The sequence below is a fragment of the Streptomyces sp. WG7 genome, assembly GCF_049975785.1.
GTDB lineage: Bacteria > Actinomycetota > Actinomycetes > Streptomycetales > Streptomycetaceae > Streptomyces.
In genome coordinates this window covers 26822-42680 of sequence record NZ_JBNGGE010000004.1, presented here as the reverse complement: position 1 = coordinate 42680, position 15859 = coordinate 26822, and the positions used below count along the sequence as shown (strand labels likewise).

The 15859-nt window shown below is 72.1% G+C and carries 11 protein-coding genes and 1 pseudogene; 5 read left to right on the top strand and 7 right to left on the bottom strand.

The window, feature by feature from the left end:
• Positions 1–16: 16 nt before the first annotated feature.
• Entirely contained in the window at positions 17–2653 is a 2637-nt protein-coding gene (locus tag ACP4J0_RS06100) for a SpoIIE family protein phosphatase (RefSeq protein ID WP_426597565.1), read from the bottom strand.
• Between the two features lie 576 nt (positions 2654–3229).
• Between ACP4J0_RS06100 and ACP4J0_RS06095 the strand changes: the two genes are divergently transcribed.
• Together ACP4J0_RS06095 and ACP4J0_RS06090 are read left to right on the top strand one after the other, a co-directional pair.
• Complete coding sequence (locus ACP4J0_RS06095; RefSeq protein WP_426597564.1) at positions 3230–3451, top strand: hypothetical protein; 222 nt, start codon at positions 3230–3232, stop codon at positions 3449–3451.
• Between the two features lie 376 nt (positions 3452–3827).
• Positions 3828–5249, top strand: a complete 1422-nt coding sequence (locus ACP4J0_RS06090; protein WP_426597563.1) for a Gfo/Idh/MocA family protein — start codon at positions 3828–3830, stop codon at positions 5247–5249.
• A 94-nt stretch (positions 5250–5343) separates the two neighbouring features.
• On the opposite strand, the gene ACP4J0_RS06085 is transcribed toward ACP4J0_RS06090, so the two are convergent.
• Positions 5344–6429, bottom strand: coding sequence for a GNAT family N-acetyltransferase (locus tag ACP4J0_RS06085; protein WP_426597562.1), 1086 nt, complete (start codon positions 6427–6429; stop codon positions 5344–5346).
• A gap of 722 nt (positions 6430–7151) precedes the next feature.
• Positions 7152–7916 carry a L,D-transpeptidase family protein gene (locus tag ACP4J0_RS06080; RefSeq protein ID WP_426597561.1) on the bottom strand — a complete coding sequence of 255 codons (765 nt, stop codon included), beginning with the start codon at positions 7914–7916 and terminating at the stop codon, positions 7152–7154.
• Between the two features lie 529 nt (positions 7917–8445).
• Here ACP4J0_RS06080 and ACP4J0_RS06075 point away from each other — a divergent pair.
• Positions 8446–8649, top strand: coding sequence for a cold-shock protein (locus tag ACP4J0_RS06075; protein ID WP_019330262.1), 204 nt, complete (start codon positions 8446–8448; stop codon positions 8647–8649).
• 112 nt (positions 8650–8761) lie between these two features.
• Here ACP4J0_RS06075 and ACP4J0_RS06070 read toward each other — a convergent pair.
• Positions 8762–9583, bottom strand: a pseudogene (locus ACP4J0_RS06070) (alpha/beta fold hydrolase); the annotation flags it as partial.
• A 208-nt stretch (positions 9584–9791) separates the two neighbouring features.
• A complete protein-coding gene (locus ACP4J0_RS06065) occupies positions 9792–10607 on the bottom strand; it encodes an SAM-dependent methyltransferase (RefSeq protein ID WP_426597560.1) in 816 nt (271 codons plus the stop codon).
• Positions 10608–10871: 264 nt separating this feature from the next.
• Here ACP4J0_RS06065 and ACP4J0_RS06060 point away from each other — a divergent pair, with 264 nt between their 5' ends.
• Together ACP4J0_RS06060 and ACP4J0_RS06055 are read left to right on the top strand one after the other, a co-directional pair.
• Positions 10872–11489, top strand: a complete 618-nt coding sequence (locus ACP4J0_RS06060; RefSeq protein ID WP_426597559.1) for a DinB family protein — start codon at positions 10872–10874, stop codon at positions 11487–11489.
• Between the two features lie 264 nt (positions 11490–11753).
• Entirely contained in the window at positions 11754–13118 is a 1365-nt protein-coding gene (locus ACP4J0_RS06055) for an IS4 family transposase (protein WP_426597558.1), read from the top strand.
• Positions 13119–13144: 26 nt separating this feature from the next.
• On the opposite strand, the gene ACP4J0_RS06050 is transcribed toward ACP4J0_RS06055, so the two are convergent.
• Positions 13145–14056, bottom strand: a complete 912-nt coding sequence (locus ACP4J0_RS06050; RefSeq protein ID WP_426597557.1) for an SMP-30/gluconolactonase/LRE family protein — start codon at positions 14054–14056, stop codon at positions 13145–13147.
• 529 nt (positions 14057–14585) lie between these two features.
• Positions 14586–15845: a hypothetical protein gene (locus tag ACP4J0_RS06045; protein ID WP_426597556.1), complete on the bottom strand. Its 1260-nt coding sequence runs from the start codon at positions 15843–15845 to the stop codon at positions 14586–14588.
• Between the last annotated feature and the right edge of the window lie 14 nt (positions 15846–15859).

Below are 15859 nucleotides of genomic sequence, written 5' to 3'. Positions count from 1 at the left end.
ACGTGGACGCCAGGGATCACGACGGTGGGGTGGGCCGGACGGCGAGGACGGCGATGTCGTCGGCGCTGTCGGCCCCCAGGCCGATCAGCACCTCGTCGCAGAACGTGTCGAGGGGCTCGCCGGCCAGATCGGCCGCGTGCCGGCGCAGCCGGTCGAAGGCGTCGTCGAGGGGTTCGTCGCGGCGCTCGATGAGACCGTCGGTGTACAGCAGCAGTGTCGAGTGGGCCGGCAGCGCGTGGCCGGCCGTGGGCCGGGGCACGTCGGGATCCATGCCGAGGAGCAGGCCCGAGCCGTCGTCGAGGTAGCGGGTCTCGCCCTCCCGGGTGGTCAGCAGGGGCGGCAGATGACCGGCGGAGGAGTGCCTCAGCTCCCAGGGGCCGTGCGCGGGGCCCTTGACCAGGCCGTAGAGGCAGGTGGCGGTGGCCTCCCGGTGAAGACTGTGGTTCGCCAGGTCCAGGCGGTGCAGGACCTCCGCGGGCGGCTCCTCGCGGTCGACGGCGATGCCACGGAGCATGCTGCGCAGCTGGCTCATGGCGATGGCCGCGTCGAGATTGTGTCCCGTGACGTCACCGATGACCACGGCGGTGTCCCCCTTGGGCAGGACGAAGCTGTCGTACCAGTCCCCGCCCACCTGCGCGGTGGTGGAGGAAGCGGCGTAGCGGGCAGCCAGTTGCAGACCCGCGACGTCCGGCAGCACCGGCAGCAGGGAACGCTGAAGCCGTTCGGCGATGGAACGCGTCTCCTGGTACAGGCGGGCGTTGTCCACCCCGAGCGCCAGGCTGTGGACCAGGTCGTCGACCAGGGCCAGGTCCTCTTCGGTGAACGGCCGGCCCCCCGTCTCGCGCGTCAGGGTCAGGGCGCCGAAGATCTTGCGGCGGGCCCGCAGCGGAGCGACGACGGCGCTGCCCGCCCCGAGCCCACGGAACAGTTCGAGGTAGTTCCGGTCCAGCGCGCTCTCGGCCTGGCCCGGCGCCGGAGCGTCGGTGAGCAGCAGAGGACCCGCGCCGCGCAGCACACGGGCCAGCGGGCCGCGCGACTGCTCGGAGACCGCCGGGAGCCTGCCCTCGTACGCCGCGGGGCGCAGGCCACGGGGGTCCCGGTGGACGACACAGACCCGGTCCACCTGGGCGTGTTCGGTGAACAGGTCCACCACGCACCAGTCGGCCAGCCGCCGCGTCAGAAGCCGGCCGGCGCACCGCAGCCCCTCGTCCAGGTCCAGGGTGTTGCTGAGCTCGGCACCCAGGTCGGCCAGGAGGGAGAGCCTGTTCAGCGCCGACATGCCGCGTTCGGCACCGCTCGCCCTCCTGTCGGGTTCCGGGGCGGCCGGCGCCCGGCCTGCGCGGGGCTCCCGGGCCGCCGCCGGCCGGTTCCTGCCGGGATTCGTCGGCACCTCGAGGGGCGTGGTCGCCCGGGGAGTGAGCTGGGCGACGAAGACGGTGCGGCCGTCGGCCGTCTCCTGCGTCTGGATGTACAGCCTGACCGGTACCATGCCGCCGTCACGGCGCAGCGCCGGAAGCGGCACGGAGCGGCCCACGATGCGGGTGCGACCGGTGAGCAGCATCGAGGTGAACGCCGCGGTGTGCCGTCGCCGCAGGTGCTCGGGGATGAGCGTGGTCAGCCTGCGCCCGACGAGGTCGTCCGGTCCCCAGCCCAACAGGTCCGCTGCCGGTCCGTTCGCCGCGATGATCCGGTTCCCGTCGTCGGCGGCGATGGTCGGGACCCTGCTGCTGCGCACCTGACCGGCGTCCCACGGCACGACCTCGGTGGAGCTGACCTCGGGTTCGCGGGGCATCACGGTCCACGCGGTGGGGTGGGCCCCGGTCAGCTGCCCCACGATCTGGTCGAAGAGCCAGTCGTGGAAGGCGCGGCCGCGCGGCAGCGCCGGCAGCGTGAGCAGCCGTTCCTCCCGGGCCGCCTCCTCGGCCAGGTCGAGCACCCGGCGCAGGGCTCGTACCGCGGGTGCGGCGTCGGCCGGCAGCGGCAGGAACAGAGAGCGGAGATCGGACTCGGGGAGCGGCTCCTCAAGAGCGGCCGTCGCGCAGGCACTGATCATGCTGTTGATGTCGTTGGCGACCGTGAGGTCCTCGGGGGACACCCCGGGGAGACCCCCGGCCGACGCGGCGAGGGTCAGTTCGCGCAGCACCGCGTGCCGGTGCTGCCGGCACGCCGAGTGCAGGGCACCCGGCACGTCGACGAGCGTCACCGTCTGATCGGAGGCGCACGGCGGTACGCCGGTCTCCCACCCGGACGACGGCGGTGGCGGACCGTCGGGCCACAGCTCGAACCACACGGTCTTGCGGTCGTCGTCGGTGTCGACGCCGTACCGCGAGGCCAGCTGCTCCACCAGCGCCAGCCCCTGTCCCGTACCGGCGTACGGCGAGCAGTACTGCGGTACCAGTGCGCGGCTCGGCCGACGGTCACCGACCCGTACGCGCACCCGGCCCTCGTGGCGTGCCACCGCCACCTCGGCCTCGGTACGCGCGTGCAGCACCGCGTTGGTGACCAGCTCGCTGACCAGAAGCTCGGCGGTGTCCACCAGGTCCGAGGCGACGTCGTCCAGCGCGGCCCGCACGAACCGCCGAGCCGACGCCACGCTCACCGGTGCCTGCGCGAATCGCCGTGACACCGCCGCCGACGGATCGAGATAGCCCATGTCACCAGTGTGTGCCCCGCACGACGGGCCTCGCAGCGCGCCATGCGTGTGCGCCCCGGCCGAATCGCCGTGATGTCCACCGGCCGGGTGAGGCCCTCGGGCGGCTCAGGGGCGGCCAGGTCTGGCAGGCGGGGGATTACTCCGATAGTTTGCCGGTGCGGCCCCGCGTTCTCCCCCGTACGCGGGGCCGCACCGGTCTGCGCCGCCCCGCCGGCCACCGGCCTCGCCCGGCACAGGACCATGAGCCGATCGTGACCACCGCGCCGGTACGCGGGCCGTTCCGCGGCCCGGACCACACACCGGGCGCGCGGACACCCGGCCCACGCCCGACTCCAGGGTGCTCGCCTCACCGAGACGAGGACGGGCGTGACTGATCGGCGACTGTTCTTCCTCGAACCAAGGCGACTGCCTTTCCTCGAACAACTGGAACAACGCGAACAACCAGCCATGACGCGTCGGTTGCCGGATGTCCGGGAACGATGGAAGCGAGCCGGGCGGGAGCCGTGATCACCGGGCTGCCGCGGGGCTGGTAGCGTCGCGTGGTCGCGGCGGGCGGCGCGAGAGAGGTGTCGGTGCGTGGATGAGCGGCAGGACCGTGAGTGGGTGGCGATGACACCGGGCGATTTCGACCGGGACGCCCCGCTGGTCCTCAACGTGGGCACCGGGCCCACCACCGTCCCGGCCGAGCCGGACGAGTACGGCACGGCACCGCTGTTCGGGGAGACGGCACCCGCACCGAGCACCCCCCGCCGCAACCGGCGGGGACGGCCCTCACCCGCGCAGGAGCGGCTGTTCTGACCGTCCCCGCCAGGGGGCGGGACACGTGGGCGCCTCGTCCACGGAGCCCGTACCGGCAGCGCGGTACCCGGCGGCCTTCGCGGCGGCCCGACGTGGCGTGCGCACCTGGTCCTTGACGTGCCGACGCGGTCGACCCGTCGGCGGACCCCCTCACGCTCTCGGCCCGCGGAGTGGTGCAGGACGGAACGGAACGCCCCTTCGGTGCGTGGAAGTGCTCGGAACGGCTTTGTATCGAGCACGTATTGACATGTAACGGCCGAGCCCGCAGAGTCATGCCCCGAACGTGTTCGACAGCTCGACCGCGCTCCACCGTGCTCGACAACGCCCGACAGTGCCCCGACCGTGATGCCGACCACCCACGAGGAGTGTTGCCGTCATGTCCGAAACGCCCGCTGTCTCACGCCGACTGCTCCTGGGCGGCGCCGTCGCCACCGGAGCGCTCGCGGCCGGGATGACCGCCTCGGCCCCGTCCGCCTCGGCGGCCGAGCAGACGCCCCGCCGCAGGCCCGGCCAGAAGTCGATGATCGGCGTCCCGTTCGACGCCCACCGAACCGTCCGCGTCGGCGTCATCGGCCTCGGCAACCGGGGCAGCGGCATGATCACCGGCTGGGCGGCCGTCCCCGGCTGCACCGTGACCGCCGTCTGCGACATCCGCGCCGACCGGGCGAAACGCGCCGCCGACCGCCTGGAGGGCAAGGGCAGACCACGCCCCGCGGAGTACGGCGGCTCGGCCGACTCCTACGCCCGGATGCTCGCGCGGGACGACATCGACCTGGTGTACGTGGCCACGCCGTGGGAGTTCCACTACGAGCACGGCAGGGCGGCGCTGCTCAGCGGCAGGCACGCCGTGGTGGAACTCCCCGTCGCGACGGAGCTGCGTCAGCTGTGGGACCTGGTCGAGACCTCGGAGCGCACCCGCAGGCACCTGCTCCTGTCCGAGAACTGCAACTACGGCCGCAACGAGCTGGCCATGCTCAGGGCGGCGCACGACGGCCTGTTCGGGGACCTCACCAACGGCCACGGCGGCTACCTCCACGACCTGCGCGAACTCCTCTTCTCCGACACCTACTACACCGACTCCTGGCGGCGCCTGTGGCACACCCGCAGCACCGCCTCCTTCTACCCCATGCACGGTCTGGCGCCGATCACGGCGGCCATGGACGTCAACCGCGGCGACCGCATGACCACGCTGCGCGCCACCGCCACGGCCCCCAAGGGGCTGGCCGACTACCGGGCACGCTTCGTACCGCGGGACCACCCCAGCTGGAAAGAGACCTACATCAACGGTGACCTGGTCACCTGCGTGATCGAAACGGCGAAGGGCAGGACGATCCGGGCGGAGCACGACGTGAGTTCGCCCCGGCCGTACAGCCGGATCAACACCCTCGCCGGCAGCCGCGGCATCGTCGAGGACTACGCGGGACCCTCCCCGACCGGCGCGCGGATCTACGTCGAACCGGACCACGGCGGCCACACCTGGCGCGACTTCGAGGGCTACCGCAAGGAGTACGACCACTGGCTGTGGCAGAAGGTCGGCGACGACGCCGCGAACAACGGCGGCCACGGCGGGATGGACTACATCCTGCAGTGGCGCACCGTCCAGCTGATGCGGGCGGGACTGGTGCCGGACATCGACGTCTACGACTCGGCCGCCTGGTGCGCGCCCGTTCCCCTGAGCGCCACCTCGCTGGCCAGGGGCGGCCGACCGGTCGAGATCCCCGACTTCACCAGGGGTGCCTGGCGTGCGCGCAGGCCCGGCCTCGACTCGACGCCCACCGACATGCCGCCCGTCGGCTGAGCACCGGTGTACGGCACAGGTCCGCCACGGCACACGGTGCGCGACCGTGGGCCGTGGCGGGAGCGCCGCGACGCCGTGTCCGCCCTGCGTGGTGTCAGCGCTCGCGCAGGCGTCCCAGTTCCTCCAGCGTCCGGGCGGCGGCGCGGGCCAGGCCCGGCCGGTCGCGTACGAACCGGCGGGCGGCTCGCACCGGCTCCCGTCCCAACCGGTAGAGGGCGCCGCCGGGGCCCGGGCGTACCACGGCGCCCGCGTTGACCCGCAGGTCACGCGTCTTGAACGACTCCTTGTAGCGCGCCGGCCCGCTGCCCAGGTCGACCAGCTCGATCCCGTCGGCGGCAGCCGCGTCCAGCATCCGCAACAGCAGCAGAAGCCCGGGGGAGTACCTGCCGTACGCGCGGTCGTACGCCGGGAACCACCAGGACAGGACGGTGGGCGAGCGCAGCCCGAAGTGGGCGGCCACCGGCCGGCCGGCGGCGTAGAGCACGGACAGCACTCCCCGGCACTCGGGATCGTCGCTCCGGGCGAGCAGTTCCACCAGCCGGGTGATCCACGCCTGCGCGAACCGGTCCCGCCGGCCCGTCCGCCGGTACTGGGCGGATTTCCAGCGCATCAGTGTCCGCAACGCCCCGGGATCCGGGTCGTCGTACACGAAGTGCACCTCGCCGACCTGGCGGGCGAGTTTCCGCTCCTTGGCGAGGGTCTGTTTGAGGAAGCCCGGCGAGTTCCGGCGCAGGTCCTGCGCATACCGCTCGTATCCGTCACCGAGGTCGACGACCGGGGAAGCGAGTTCCTCGGTCGCGTGGGGCAGGAACAGGCCCTGGCCGGCCTCGAGGCTGTCGAACTCCCAGGACGACAGGGCGCAGGCCCGCAGCAGGGCGTGGGCGTCCGGGCGGACGCCCACGCGCAGCGCCATGCCCTGACTGTCCGACACCCCGAGCCCGATGGCCCGCCCGCGCCCCGCGAGGCCCCGTTCGTGCGGGAAGTATCCGACCGGTGATCCGTCCTCCCGCAGCACCGCGACTCTGGCCCCCGGCCTGACCAGCCCGACGGCCGCGGTGAACGCCGGGTCCATGAACGGATTCGCCGGCGTCGCGGACGCGGCCCTGATCTCCCGCCACATCTTCCGGTCGTCCGCGCCGAGTTCTCCCGGCCGGACCACGTCTATGTGCTTCTCGGACATTCGCCTGCCTCCTGCGTCGTCGGAACTCCGGACACACGAAGGCCTGCTGGAGACCGCGTTTCGGCGGGCAGTACTCGGGCCGCGCGGCGCAGGCCTCGTCGGGTACTGCCGTGGCTCAGCAGCGCAACGCCTGCAGTTCGGCCCCGTTTCGGGCGGCCCCGGGTACTCCCCGGCCGCCTGCCGGCCCCGGCGGGCGAGAGTCCGTGCCGTCCTGCCGCGCCGAGCGTGTCCACGCCCCGGCGCGGGCGGCCACGTCGTCGGCACCGACCGATCCCGTGCCCCTCGGCGACCGGGCGGCGACCTGGCGCGGTGACGGATCCTCTTCGCGCGGGCACGGTTCGACGGCCGTTTCGAACGCCACCGCCACCGTCATCGACGCCGATACCGCCGCCGGGTCACGGTCCGGCACCGGCTCCGAAGGCCCCGGTGGCCGAGGGGCGATGAGATACAGCAGTGCCCATGTCAGTACGAACGCCGCCGCTGCCCATCGAAGCCGCACTGTCGGACTCCTGACCTGCGTTCCGGCCGGGGGCTGACATTCGGGCCAACACCGGACCAGTCCTCCGAATACGCCCAGTTGCGTCTCCAGTAGGCCGAGCGCGACCCGCCCAGTCAAGCCCGCGTGACAGGAACCGGTACGCCCGGTCCGGACCGGCGGACGCAGTGGTCCGGTGTCGTCTCGCACCGGGCGTCCAGGGGCGGGTGGACGCCCGGGGGGCGTGCTACTGCGCCAGGAACGGCTCCGGCCCCATGACGACGACCGGCTCCTTGTCCGGGTCCAGGGCGGTGAGCAACGCGCGCATGTGTTCCTCGCTCAGGGACACGCAGGCGTTGGTCGGTCCGTCGTGGTCCACGTGGATCCAGACACCGCCGCCCTTGTCCTCACCCAGCGGGCGGGTCTTGTCCAGCGGGGTGGTGCCGGGCACCCGGTTGTAGTCGATGGCGATCACGTAGTCGAAGGATCCCTCCAGCGGTTCGCCGAGATGCCCGGTGCCCGACACGGCGAACTCCGGGTCGTGGTCGTAGGGGAGCCGGGTCCCCGGGTCGGGCAGCCGGCCCCCGGCGTCACTGAGGCGGAAGACGCCGGTCGGCGTGTGCAGGTCGCCCGCCTCGTGGTCGTCGGTCCAGCCGCGCACGCCGTTGTGGGCGGGCCAGGGGCCGGCGACCGCGCGCCAGCCCTGTGCGGGGTACTGCTCGTACAGCACCGCCCGTGCCTCGGACGAGTTCTCCGTCGCGCCCGAGACCACCAGGGCCTGCCGGGAGGCGTCGGGGACCCGGGCCCGCATCGCCGGTCCCAGCCCGGGAAGGGGGCGGGGAAAGGAGCGTGGGGGAGCGGGGTGGGGGGTCGCCGGTCGTGACGCGGGCCGGCCGGACGTCTGTGAGTCCTGGGGGGAGGCGCCCGGCTGCTGCCGGTCGCAGCCGGTTCCCAGCACGGCGGCGCACATGACAGCGCCGATCACCGGGGCCAGCGCTTTCCTGACGGTCATATCGATCTCCGACTCCGTGTGTGGACTACTCATTGCTAGACCACGCGCACAACCGGGTGGTGCGGCCGCCTCGCCGTCTCCCCCGTATGGCCCAGGCGGACGTACGTCCGGTACCGGCGGGACGCCGTGGAGCCCGCGCGGGACGCTCCCCGTCACCTCGTGCGGCGAGGCCGGGACCGGCTGATGCCCGGGGTGTGACGACGCTCCGGTGACGGGTCCGCGCCGCGAAGATCGTCGAAGTGCCGGGAGTGCCGGGGTCCACGGCGGCGGCCGAGCACCTGCCGGAGGGCCTCGCAGGACTCCGACTCGCACGCCGTCACGGGCTTTGGAGCGCAACATCGTTGCCGCTCACACCGCTTACTCACTGGTGAGGCTCGGACATGCCGTGTAGCGTCAGCAGCAGATGTCGTGGTTCGCCCAGACCGCCCGCGCCGGAGTGCGGGCGGTTTGCTGTGCAATACCGGAGGACCAGGACGACCACCTCCGGGTTCGCACGGTGCGGATCCGATATCGGCTGAAAGGCAAAGGCATGGCCAGCGGAACCGTCAAGTGGTTCAACTCTGAAAAGGGCTTCGGCTTCATCGCGCAGGACGGCGGCGGCCCCGACGTCTTCGCGCACTACTCCAACATCAACGCCACCGGCTACCGCGAGCTGCAGGAAGGCCAGGCCGTCACCTTCGACATCACCCAGGGCCAGAAGGGCCCGCAGGCGGAGAACATCACCCCCGCCTGACCGGGAGACCGCCGGACAGGGCGCGGTGCCCGGGCGCCGATCGGTTCCCGGGCACCGCGCCGGTGTCCTGTGCGTGCCCCGCGCGTCGCGCGGCCCTCCCTCGGGGAAGGCGCCGCAGGAAGGCGAGCAGGGCGGCCGTGAGTTCGGAGGGCGGGTCCTCCTGGACGAGATGGCCCGCGTGAGCGATCGGCTCCCACTGGGCGCCGGGGACGGCGGCGGCGAGTTCGCGTCCCTTCGCCGCGGGAATCCACGCATCGTCCTCGCCCCAGCAGATCAGTGGCGGGACACCGATGCCGGAGTACCGGTCCTGGAGCTCGTCGGTGTGGCGCTGGTCGGCCTGGGCGATCTGCCGGTAGAAGGCCGGCTGCCCCGACTCGCCGAGCCAGGGTTCGACGAGCCGGTCCAGCACCGCGGGATGCGGCCCCGGGCTGCTGGCGGAACCCACGTACTCACGGACCAGAGCCCGATGGAGCGCCGGCGGCAGTCCCTCGAAGACCTCCGCGTGTAAGCGGGCCAGCCGGAAGAACGGCGATCCCCATGGCGCCAGTGCGACGGGATCCACCAGGGCGAGGGCCCGGTAGCCGGCGCCGTGCAGGAGACGGGCCCGCAGAGCGACGGCGCCGCCGAAGTCGTGGGCGACCACGAGAGGAATCCTCCAGGCCCCAGTGGTCCAGCAACTCGGTGAATACCCGGCCCTGGGCGGCCAGGGACACATCCTGGCCCGCGGACTTCTCCGATGTCCCGTAGCCGGGCATGTCCCAGACGACCACCTGATGGTCACGTGCCGGCGAACGGACCACCGCACGCCAGACGTACGAGGAGAACGGCGTGCCGTGCAGCAGGACCAGCGGTGGCCGGTCCGCTCCGCCCAGCCGGTTCCGGCGGACGGCCCCGGAACACCGGGGGACGTCTCGGGCAACGGCCACTCGGACATGGAAACCGCTCCTTGCCGGACTCCGGTGACGGGCGTTCCGGTGACGGCGGCTCACCCGCCCGGGCCTGTCGGCATCGACCACGGAGCGGATCCCCCGGATCCGCTGTGGTACCCCGCGGACGCCGCGCCTGTGGCGGTGAGCCCTCTGTCGTTCAGTGGAGAGCCCTGTGCCGTTCCGGTCGCGGCGATGGCGTCCGCGGTCAGCGCGTCACGGCTTGCGGGCCAGGCCGCCGTGTTCGCCGATGAGCTCCGGAGCCGCGGAACCGGCCTCCGGACGCCAGCGGGTGACCGGGACGACACCGGGGTCCACGAGCTCCAGGCCGTCGAAGAACGCCGTGATCTGATCGACGGTGCGCAGGACGTACGGAGCGGCACCGCTCTCGTTGTAGGCGTCCTGGGCCCGGTCGAATTCCGGATCGATGCCTCGCGAGCCGTCGTTGACGGAGAGGTAGCTGCCGGACGGCAGTGCGCCCATCAGACGGGTGACGAGGGAACGCGCCCGGTCGTAGTCCGCCACGTGGCCCAGGATGTTGCTGAGGACCAGGGCGACGGGCCGGTCGAAGTCCAGCGTCTTCGCCGCGGCCGTCAGGACACTGTCGGGGTCGAGTACGTCGGAGTCGATGTAGGCGGTCGCCCCCTCGGGAGTCGAGTAGAGCAGCGCGCGGGCGTGGGCGAGGACCATCGGATCGTTGTCGACGTAGACGATCCGGGTTTCGGGGGCGATGCGCTGGGCGACCTCATGGGTGTTGTCGGCGGTCGGCAGACCCGTCCCGATGTCGAGGAACTGCCGGACACCCGCCTCGGCGACCAGGTACGTGATGGTGCGGCGCAGGAAGGCACGGCTGCTGCGGGCGATGGTGACGATGCCGGGGAAGACGGCGGTGTACGCGTCGCCGGCCGCCTCGTCGACGGGGTAGTTGTCCTTCCCGCCCAGCCAGTAGTTCCAGATCCGGGCGGAATGCGGCACCGAAGTGTCGATCTTGTGGTGCGCTGCGGGGCCGGATGTCGTCGCGGGGTCGCTCATGGGTACGTCCGTCTTTCAGCCGAGGCATGGGTGCTTCACCACAACCTACGTCGCAACGGCCTTTTCCTGCACACCGGTTCACTTTTCCGTGGCCGCCCCGGTCATTCCTGCGCACTTCCGGTCACCTGTCGCGACTCCTCCGGGTGCGGCGACGGAGGCCCGGCGGAAAACGGGGCGCGGAACGCCGGCGATTGTGCCAGGCTGACCGGTCGGCAAGGCCGTCGTCCCTCCGGGGGCTCGTCTCGTTCGTGACAGGAGTGTCCGATGGCACCGTCTCGTCTGGCTCCGTTGCTGGAAGAGTTCGCATGGGCGTGCGAGCGCCTCACCGGCCGTATCACCGGGCCGGTCATGGACAGCGGGGACGGGGCGGAGACCGGGGTGAGTCCCCTGACGGACGAGGAGTACTTCTGGGAGCCGGTGCCGGACTGCTGGTCGGTCCGGCGGCGGGCGCACCGGCCGGGGCCGCGCGCGACCCTTCTGACCGGCGCCGGCGACTGGGGCAGGGACGCCGCGCCGTACCCGCATCCCTCACCGCCGCCCTTCACGACCCTCGCGTGGCGGCTGACCCACCTCAGCGAGATGCTCTTCCTGCGGGCGGACCACACGGCCGGCACCCACACCCTCACCCGTGACGACTACGTCGTCAGCGGCGGCGCGGCGGAAGCGGTCGCGGCCTTCGGCACGGGCGCCTCCGCCTGGCGGGAAGCGCTGCTGGAGACCGACGACGCCGCGCTGGACACCGTCGGCCGGTGCACGTATCCCCACGGCAGCGACGCCCAGAGCCCGTTCATCGACATCGTCTGGTGGGTCAACCAGGAAGTACTGCACCACGGGGCCGAGATCGCCCTGCTGCGCGACCTGTACCGCGCACGGCAGCGGTGACGCGGCCGCCGTCGTGGGCGGTACCTCACCGGCCGCGGTCGTCGGTCAAGGCGGCGCAGGCGGCCGGACGGCAGTGGGCCTAAAGACCAAGACCGGGAAGTTAGGGCTGTTGTGGCTGGTCGGGTGGGTTGACATGGGAACGGAGCCCGGCGCGGACTGTGAGTGTCGAGGTCACGGTCCGAGGGGGCTCCGTTGTCTGTTCAGTGTGCCACCGCAGAGGTGGTTCGGGACCGGTCGTGGGTGTGGTTGCCCGGTCATTTAGGGGTGCTGACGCGGTGGGTGCCGCCGTCGCTGGTGGACGAGGTGGTACGGGCGGCGGGCCGGAGTGAGCGGCGGGTGCGGCTGCTGCCGGCGCGGGTGGTGGTCTACTTCGTGCTGGCCATGATGCTGTTCCCGGAGTGTGGATATCGCCGGGTGTGGGCGGCGTTGACGGCCAGGTGGCCCGGATCGGTGCTGGCCGATCCGTCGGCGGCGGCCCTGCGGCAGGCGCGAAAGCGGCTGGGGGCCGAGCCGCTGGCGTTGCTGTTCGAGCGGCTTCGCGGCGCGGTGGGCACACCGGCAACACCGGGAGTGTTCTGGCGGGGCCTGCGGCTGGTCGCCTGGGACGGCACGTGTCTGGAGGTGGCCGACAGCGAAGCCAACGTGGCTCACTTCCGGCGGCATGCGGCCCGCACCACACGTCCGGCCGGCTATCCCCAGGTGCGGCTGACCGCCCTGGTGGAGTGCGGGACCCGTGCCCTGGTCAATGCGGTGTTCGGGCCGCAGCAGTACACCGAGTGGCCACAGGCCCGTGCCCTGCTGCCCTCGCTGCAGCCCGGCATGCTGCTGCTTGCCGACCGCGGCTACGACGGCTTCGAGGCCCTGCGGGACGCCGCTGCCACCGGCGCCGATGTGCTGTGGCGGGTGCAGGCAAGACGTCTGCTGCCCATCATCCGCCCGTTGCCGGACGGCACCCACCTCACCCTGGTCACCGACCGGCGCTCCGGTGACCGGCTCACCCGGTGGATGCGCCACGGACGCCGCGGTCCGATACCCGAACCACCCCTGACCGCCCTCACGCTGCGTGTGATCAGCTACCGGGTCACCCGGACCGCCGCGGACGGCACCTTCCGCACCAGCACGGCCCGCCTGGTCACCACACTGCTCGACCCGCACGAGCACCCGGCCGCCGAGCTGGCTGCCCTCTACCAGCAGCGCTGGGAGATTGAGACCGCCTACTACGGGCTGAAGGTCACCCTGCGCGGAGCCGACCGCGTCCTGCGCTCACGCACCGTCGAGGGGGTTGAACAGGAACTGCTCGCTCTGCTGACCGTCTACCAGGCTGCCCGCACCGCCATGACCCAGGCGGCCACCACCGCCGGGATCGACCCCGACCGGCTGTCCTTGACCACAGCCCTGCACACCATCCGGCTCACGCTGATCACCGCCAACACCACAGGGCCGACCCTCCTGACGGAAGTCCTGCTGAAAGCACGCAACCTCGCGCCCGCACAGCGCCATTCTCGCACCAGCCCACGGTGCGTCAAACGCACCCTGTCGCCCTACGCCTACAACAAAACCAAAGGCAGCGTCGGACACAAGACGACCGTAACCACCACCATCACCCTGACCAGCGCCGACAGACCCTAACTTCCCGGTCTTGGCCTAAAGACTGCCTAAAGACGCGGCGCGCCCGTCACCGACATCACCAGTGAGTACAGGGAGGTGGTCGCCGTGATGAACAGGCGGTTGTTCTTCGGGCCCCCGAAAGCGATGTTGGAGACGGGCTCGGGCACGCGCAGCCGGCCGATGAGGGTGCCGTCGGGGTCGTAGCAGTGGACACCGTCGTCCAGCGCGGCGGCCCACAGGCGGCCCTCGTCGTCGAAGCGGATGTTGTCGAAGTGCACGTCCCCCCGGCCCTCGGCGAAGACCTTCCCGTCGGACAGCGTGCCGTCCTCGCGGATGTCGAAGGCGTGGATCCGGGCGGCCCGGGAGTCGGAAACGTACAGCCGCTTCTCGTCGGGGGACAGGACGACGCCGTTGGGTCCGTCGAAGCCGTCGGCGGCGAGCCGGACGTCCCCCGAGGCCGGGTCGATCCGGTACACGTTGCACGCGCCGATCTCGGACTGGGCGCGATGCCCCTCGTAGTCGCTGAGGATGCCGAAGTCCGGGTCGGAGAACCAGATGGTGCCGTCGGAATGTACGACGGAGTCGTTCGGACTGTTGAGCCGCTTGCCGTCGTAGCGGTCGGCGAGGACGGTCACGGTCCCGTCGGGTTCGGTGCGGGTGACGCGGCGGTTGCCCTGTTCGCAGGTGACCAGGCGGCCCTGCCGGTCGAGGGTGTTGCCGTTGCTGTTGCCGGCCGGGGTCCGGAAGACGCCGACCGCGCCGGTGGCCTCGTCCCAGCGCATGATGCGGTCATTGGGGATGTCGCTCCAGATCACCTGGCGCCAGGCGGGGAGGTAGAGCGGGCCCTCGGTCCAGCGGCAGCCGTCGTGCAGGACCTCCAGCCTGCTGTCACCGTTCACACAGCGTCCGGTGCGGAAGCGGTCGTCCAGGATCTCGTACGGGCCGACGACGGCGGACATGATGCCCTCCCAGCGAGAGTGATCAGAACGTGATGCAACGTAACATGTCTGTTACGGATCGCCTCCGAACGGCCGCTGGACGCCGGTTGGCGCGGCAACAGCGGCCGGGACACCTCAGCGGGTATGCCGCGGGTCGAGGCCGTGACGGCGTTCGCCCAGGACCCGCGCGCAGACCTCGGCCTCACCCGCCGGACCGAAGACGCCCCCCGAAGGCCCCGCGCTGCCGCGGGCCACAGGGGTAGCCGCGACGTCTCCTTCCCGTGCACCGGCGTACGGCTCCTCGGAACTCCTCGGTTCAGTCATGGGTACACCCTGCGTCGTTCCTCGCCGAGCCCGCCATGTCCGTTGCCGAACCCGCAAAGCCGTCCGCGCGTCCCACCGGCGTGGCCGTGGGCCCGCCGGGGAGGCGGGCCTACGCGGCAGGCAACCTGGGGCGGAGCCCCGTCACCACGGCTAGCGTGCACCGCCCGGGCGGCCTCCACGTCCCGCGCGCCCTGCCGGGCGGCGGTGGCGGCCTGTGTCCGCCCGGTCAGCGCAGACGGCGTACATAGGCGTCCGCCTCGGGGCTGCGCGGTCCGGGGGCCAGGTTGTCCGCCGCCGAGGAGAAGGCCACCGTCCGAGCCCGGGCGTCGAGCGGCCGGTCCCCGGTGTCCACCTTGGCCGGCGCACCGTCGGCGTCCGTGATCGCCACCTTGGTGCGGCCGTTGCGCAGGTCGCGCAGGTACCAGGTGCCCGGATCCGACGCGGTCGTGAACGCCCGGAAGAGCAGGTGCCGGCCGTCGCGGCTGAGCGCCCCGTCGGCGGTCGAGAGGGTGGGGTCGGGTGCCTCGACGATGCGCAGGGCGTCGGTGCGCAGGTCGCGGACGTACACGTTGGAACCGGCACCGTTGGTGTCCTCGGGGCCGAGGTCGGTGGCCGTCGAGGTGAAGGACGCGTAGCGGCCGTCGCCGCTGACACCGGCCTGGGTCGCCCTGCCGTTGCCGCGCGTCCCTTCGGGCGTCGTGTGCAGCGACCGGCGGGTGCCGGTCAGCGGGTCCGCCACCATGACGTCGGAAGCCGGGTTGCCGTACGGCCAGTAGCTGCCGCATGTGTACACCAGGACGCCGCCGTCGTCGCTCAGCAGCGGGGTGTGGTCCCGGTGCAGGCAGAGCGGCTCCTTCGTCAGCTCCCCGGTGCGCATGTCCCGTACGGCCACCCCCGCGCCCGGCCGGGGAACCATCTCGCTCACGGCGAACGCGACGTACCGGCCGTCGGCACTGACGGACGCGTGCAGGGCCCAGCGCAGGGAACCCCCCAGGTCGTTGCCGACGTACCTCACCTCCCCGCTGCGCAGGTCCCGCCAGTAGACCGACGGCATGTCGTGGACCTCGCCCGGTATCAGGTCCGTCGAGGCGGAGACGAAGACCGCGTACCTGCCGCTCGCACTGATCGCCCCCGCGGTCGCGCCGCGCGCGGACTGGCCTCCGGCGGCGTCGGTGCTGACACGCTGCGTGCGGTTGGTTCTCAGATCCCGTACGAAGACGTCCGGTGCGCCGTTGGTGTCGCCGGGGACCAGGTTGGACGCCGACGACGTGAAGAGCGCGTAGCGGCCGTCGGCGCTGAGCGACGGTGCTTCCGACTCCCCGTCGGCGCCCTGGGTGAGGCGGAGGCTGTGCGGGGCCTTCGGCTTCTTCCCCGGCCGTTCGTGGTGCGCGTCGTGCGGTGCCGCCTGTGCTGCCGCGGGCGACAGCAGTACGGCGACACAGGCGGCCGCGGCGGCCACGGCCGCAGATCGCAGTCCGGTTCGCATGGATGCGGTTCCCC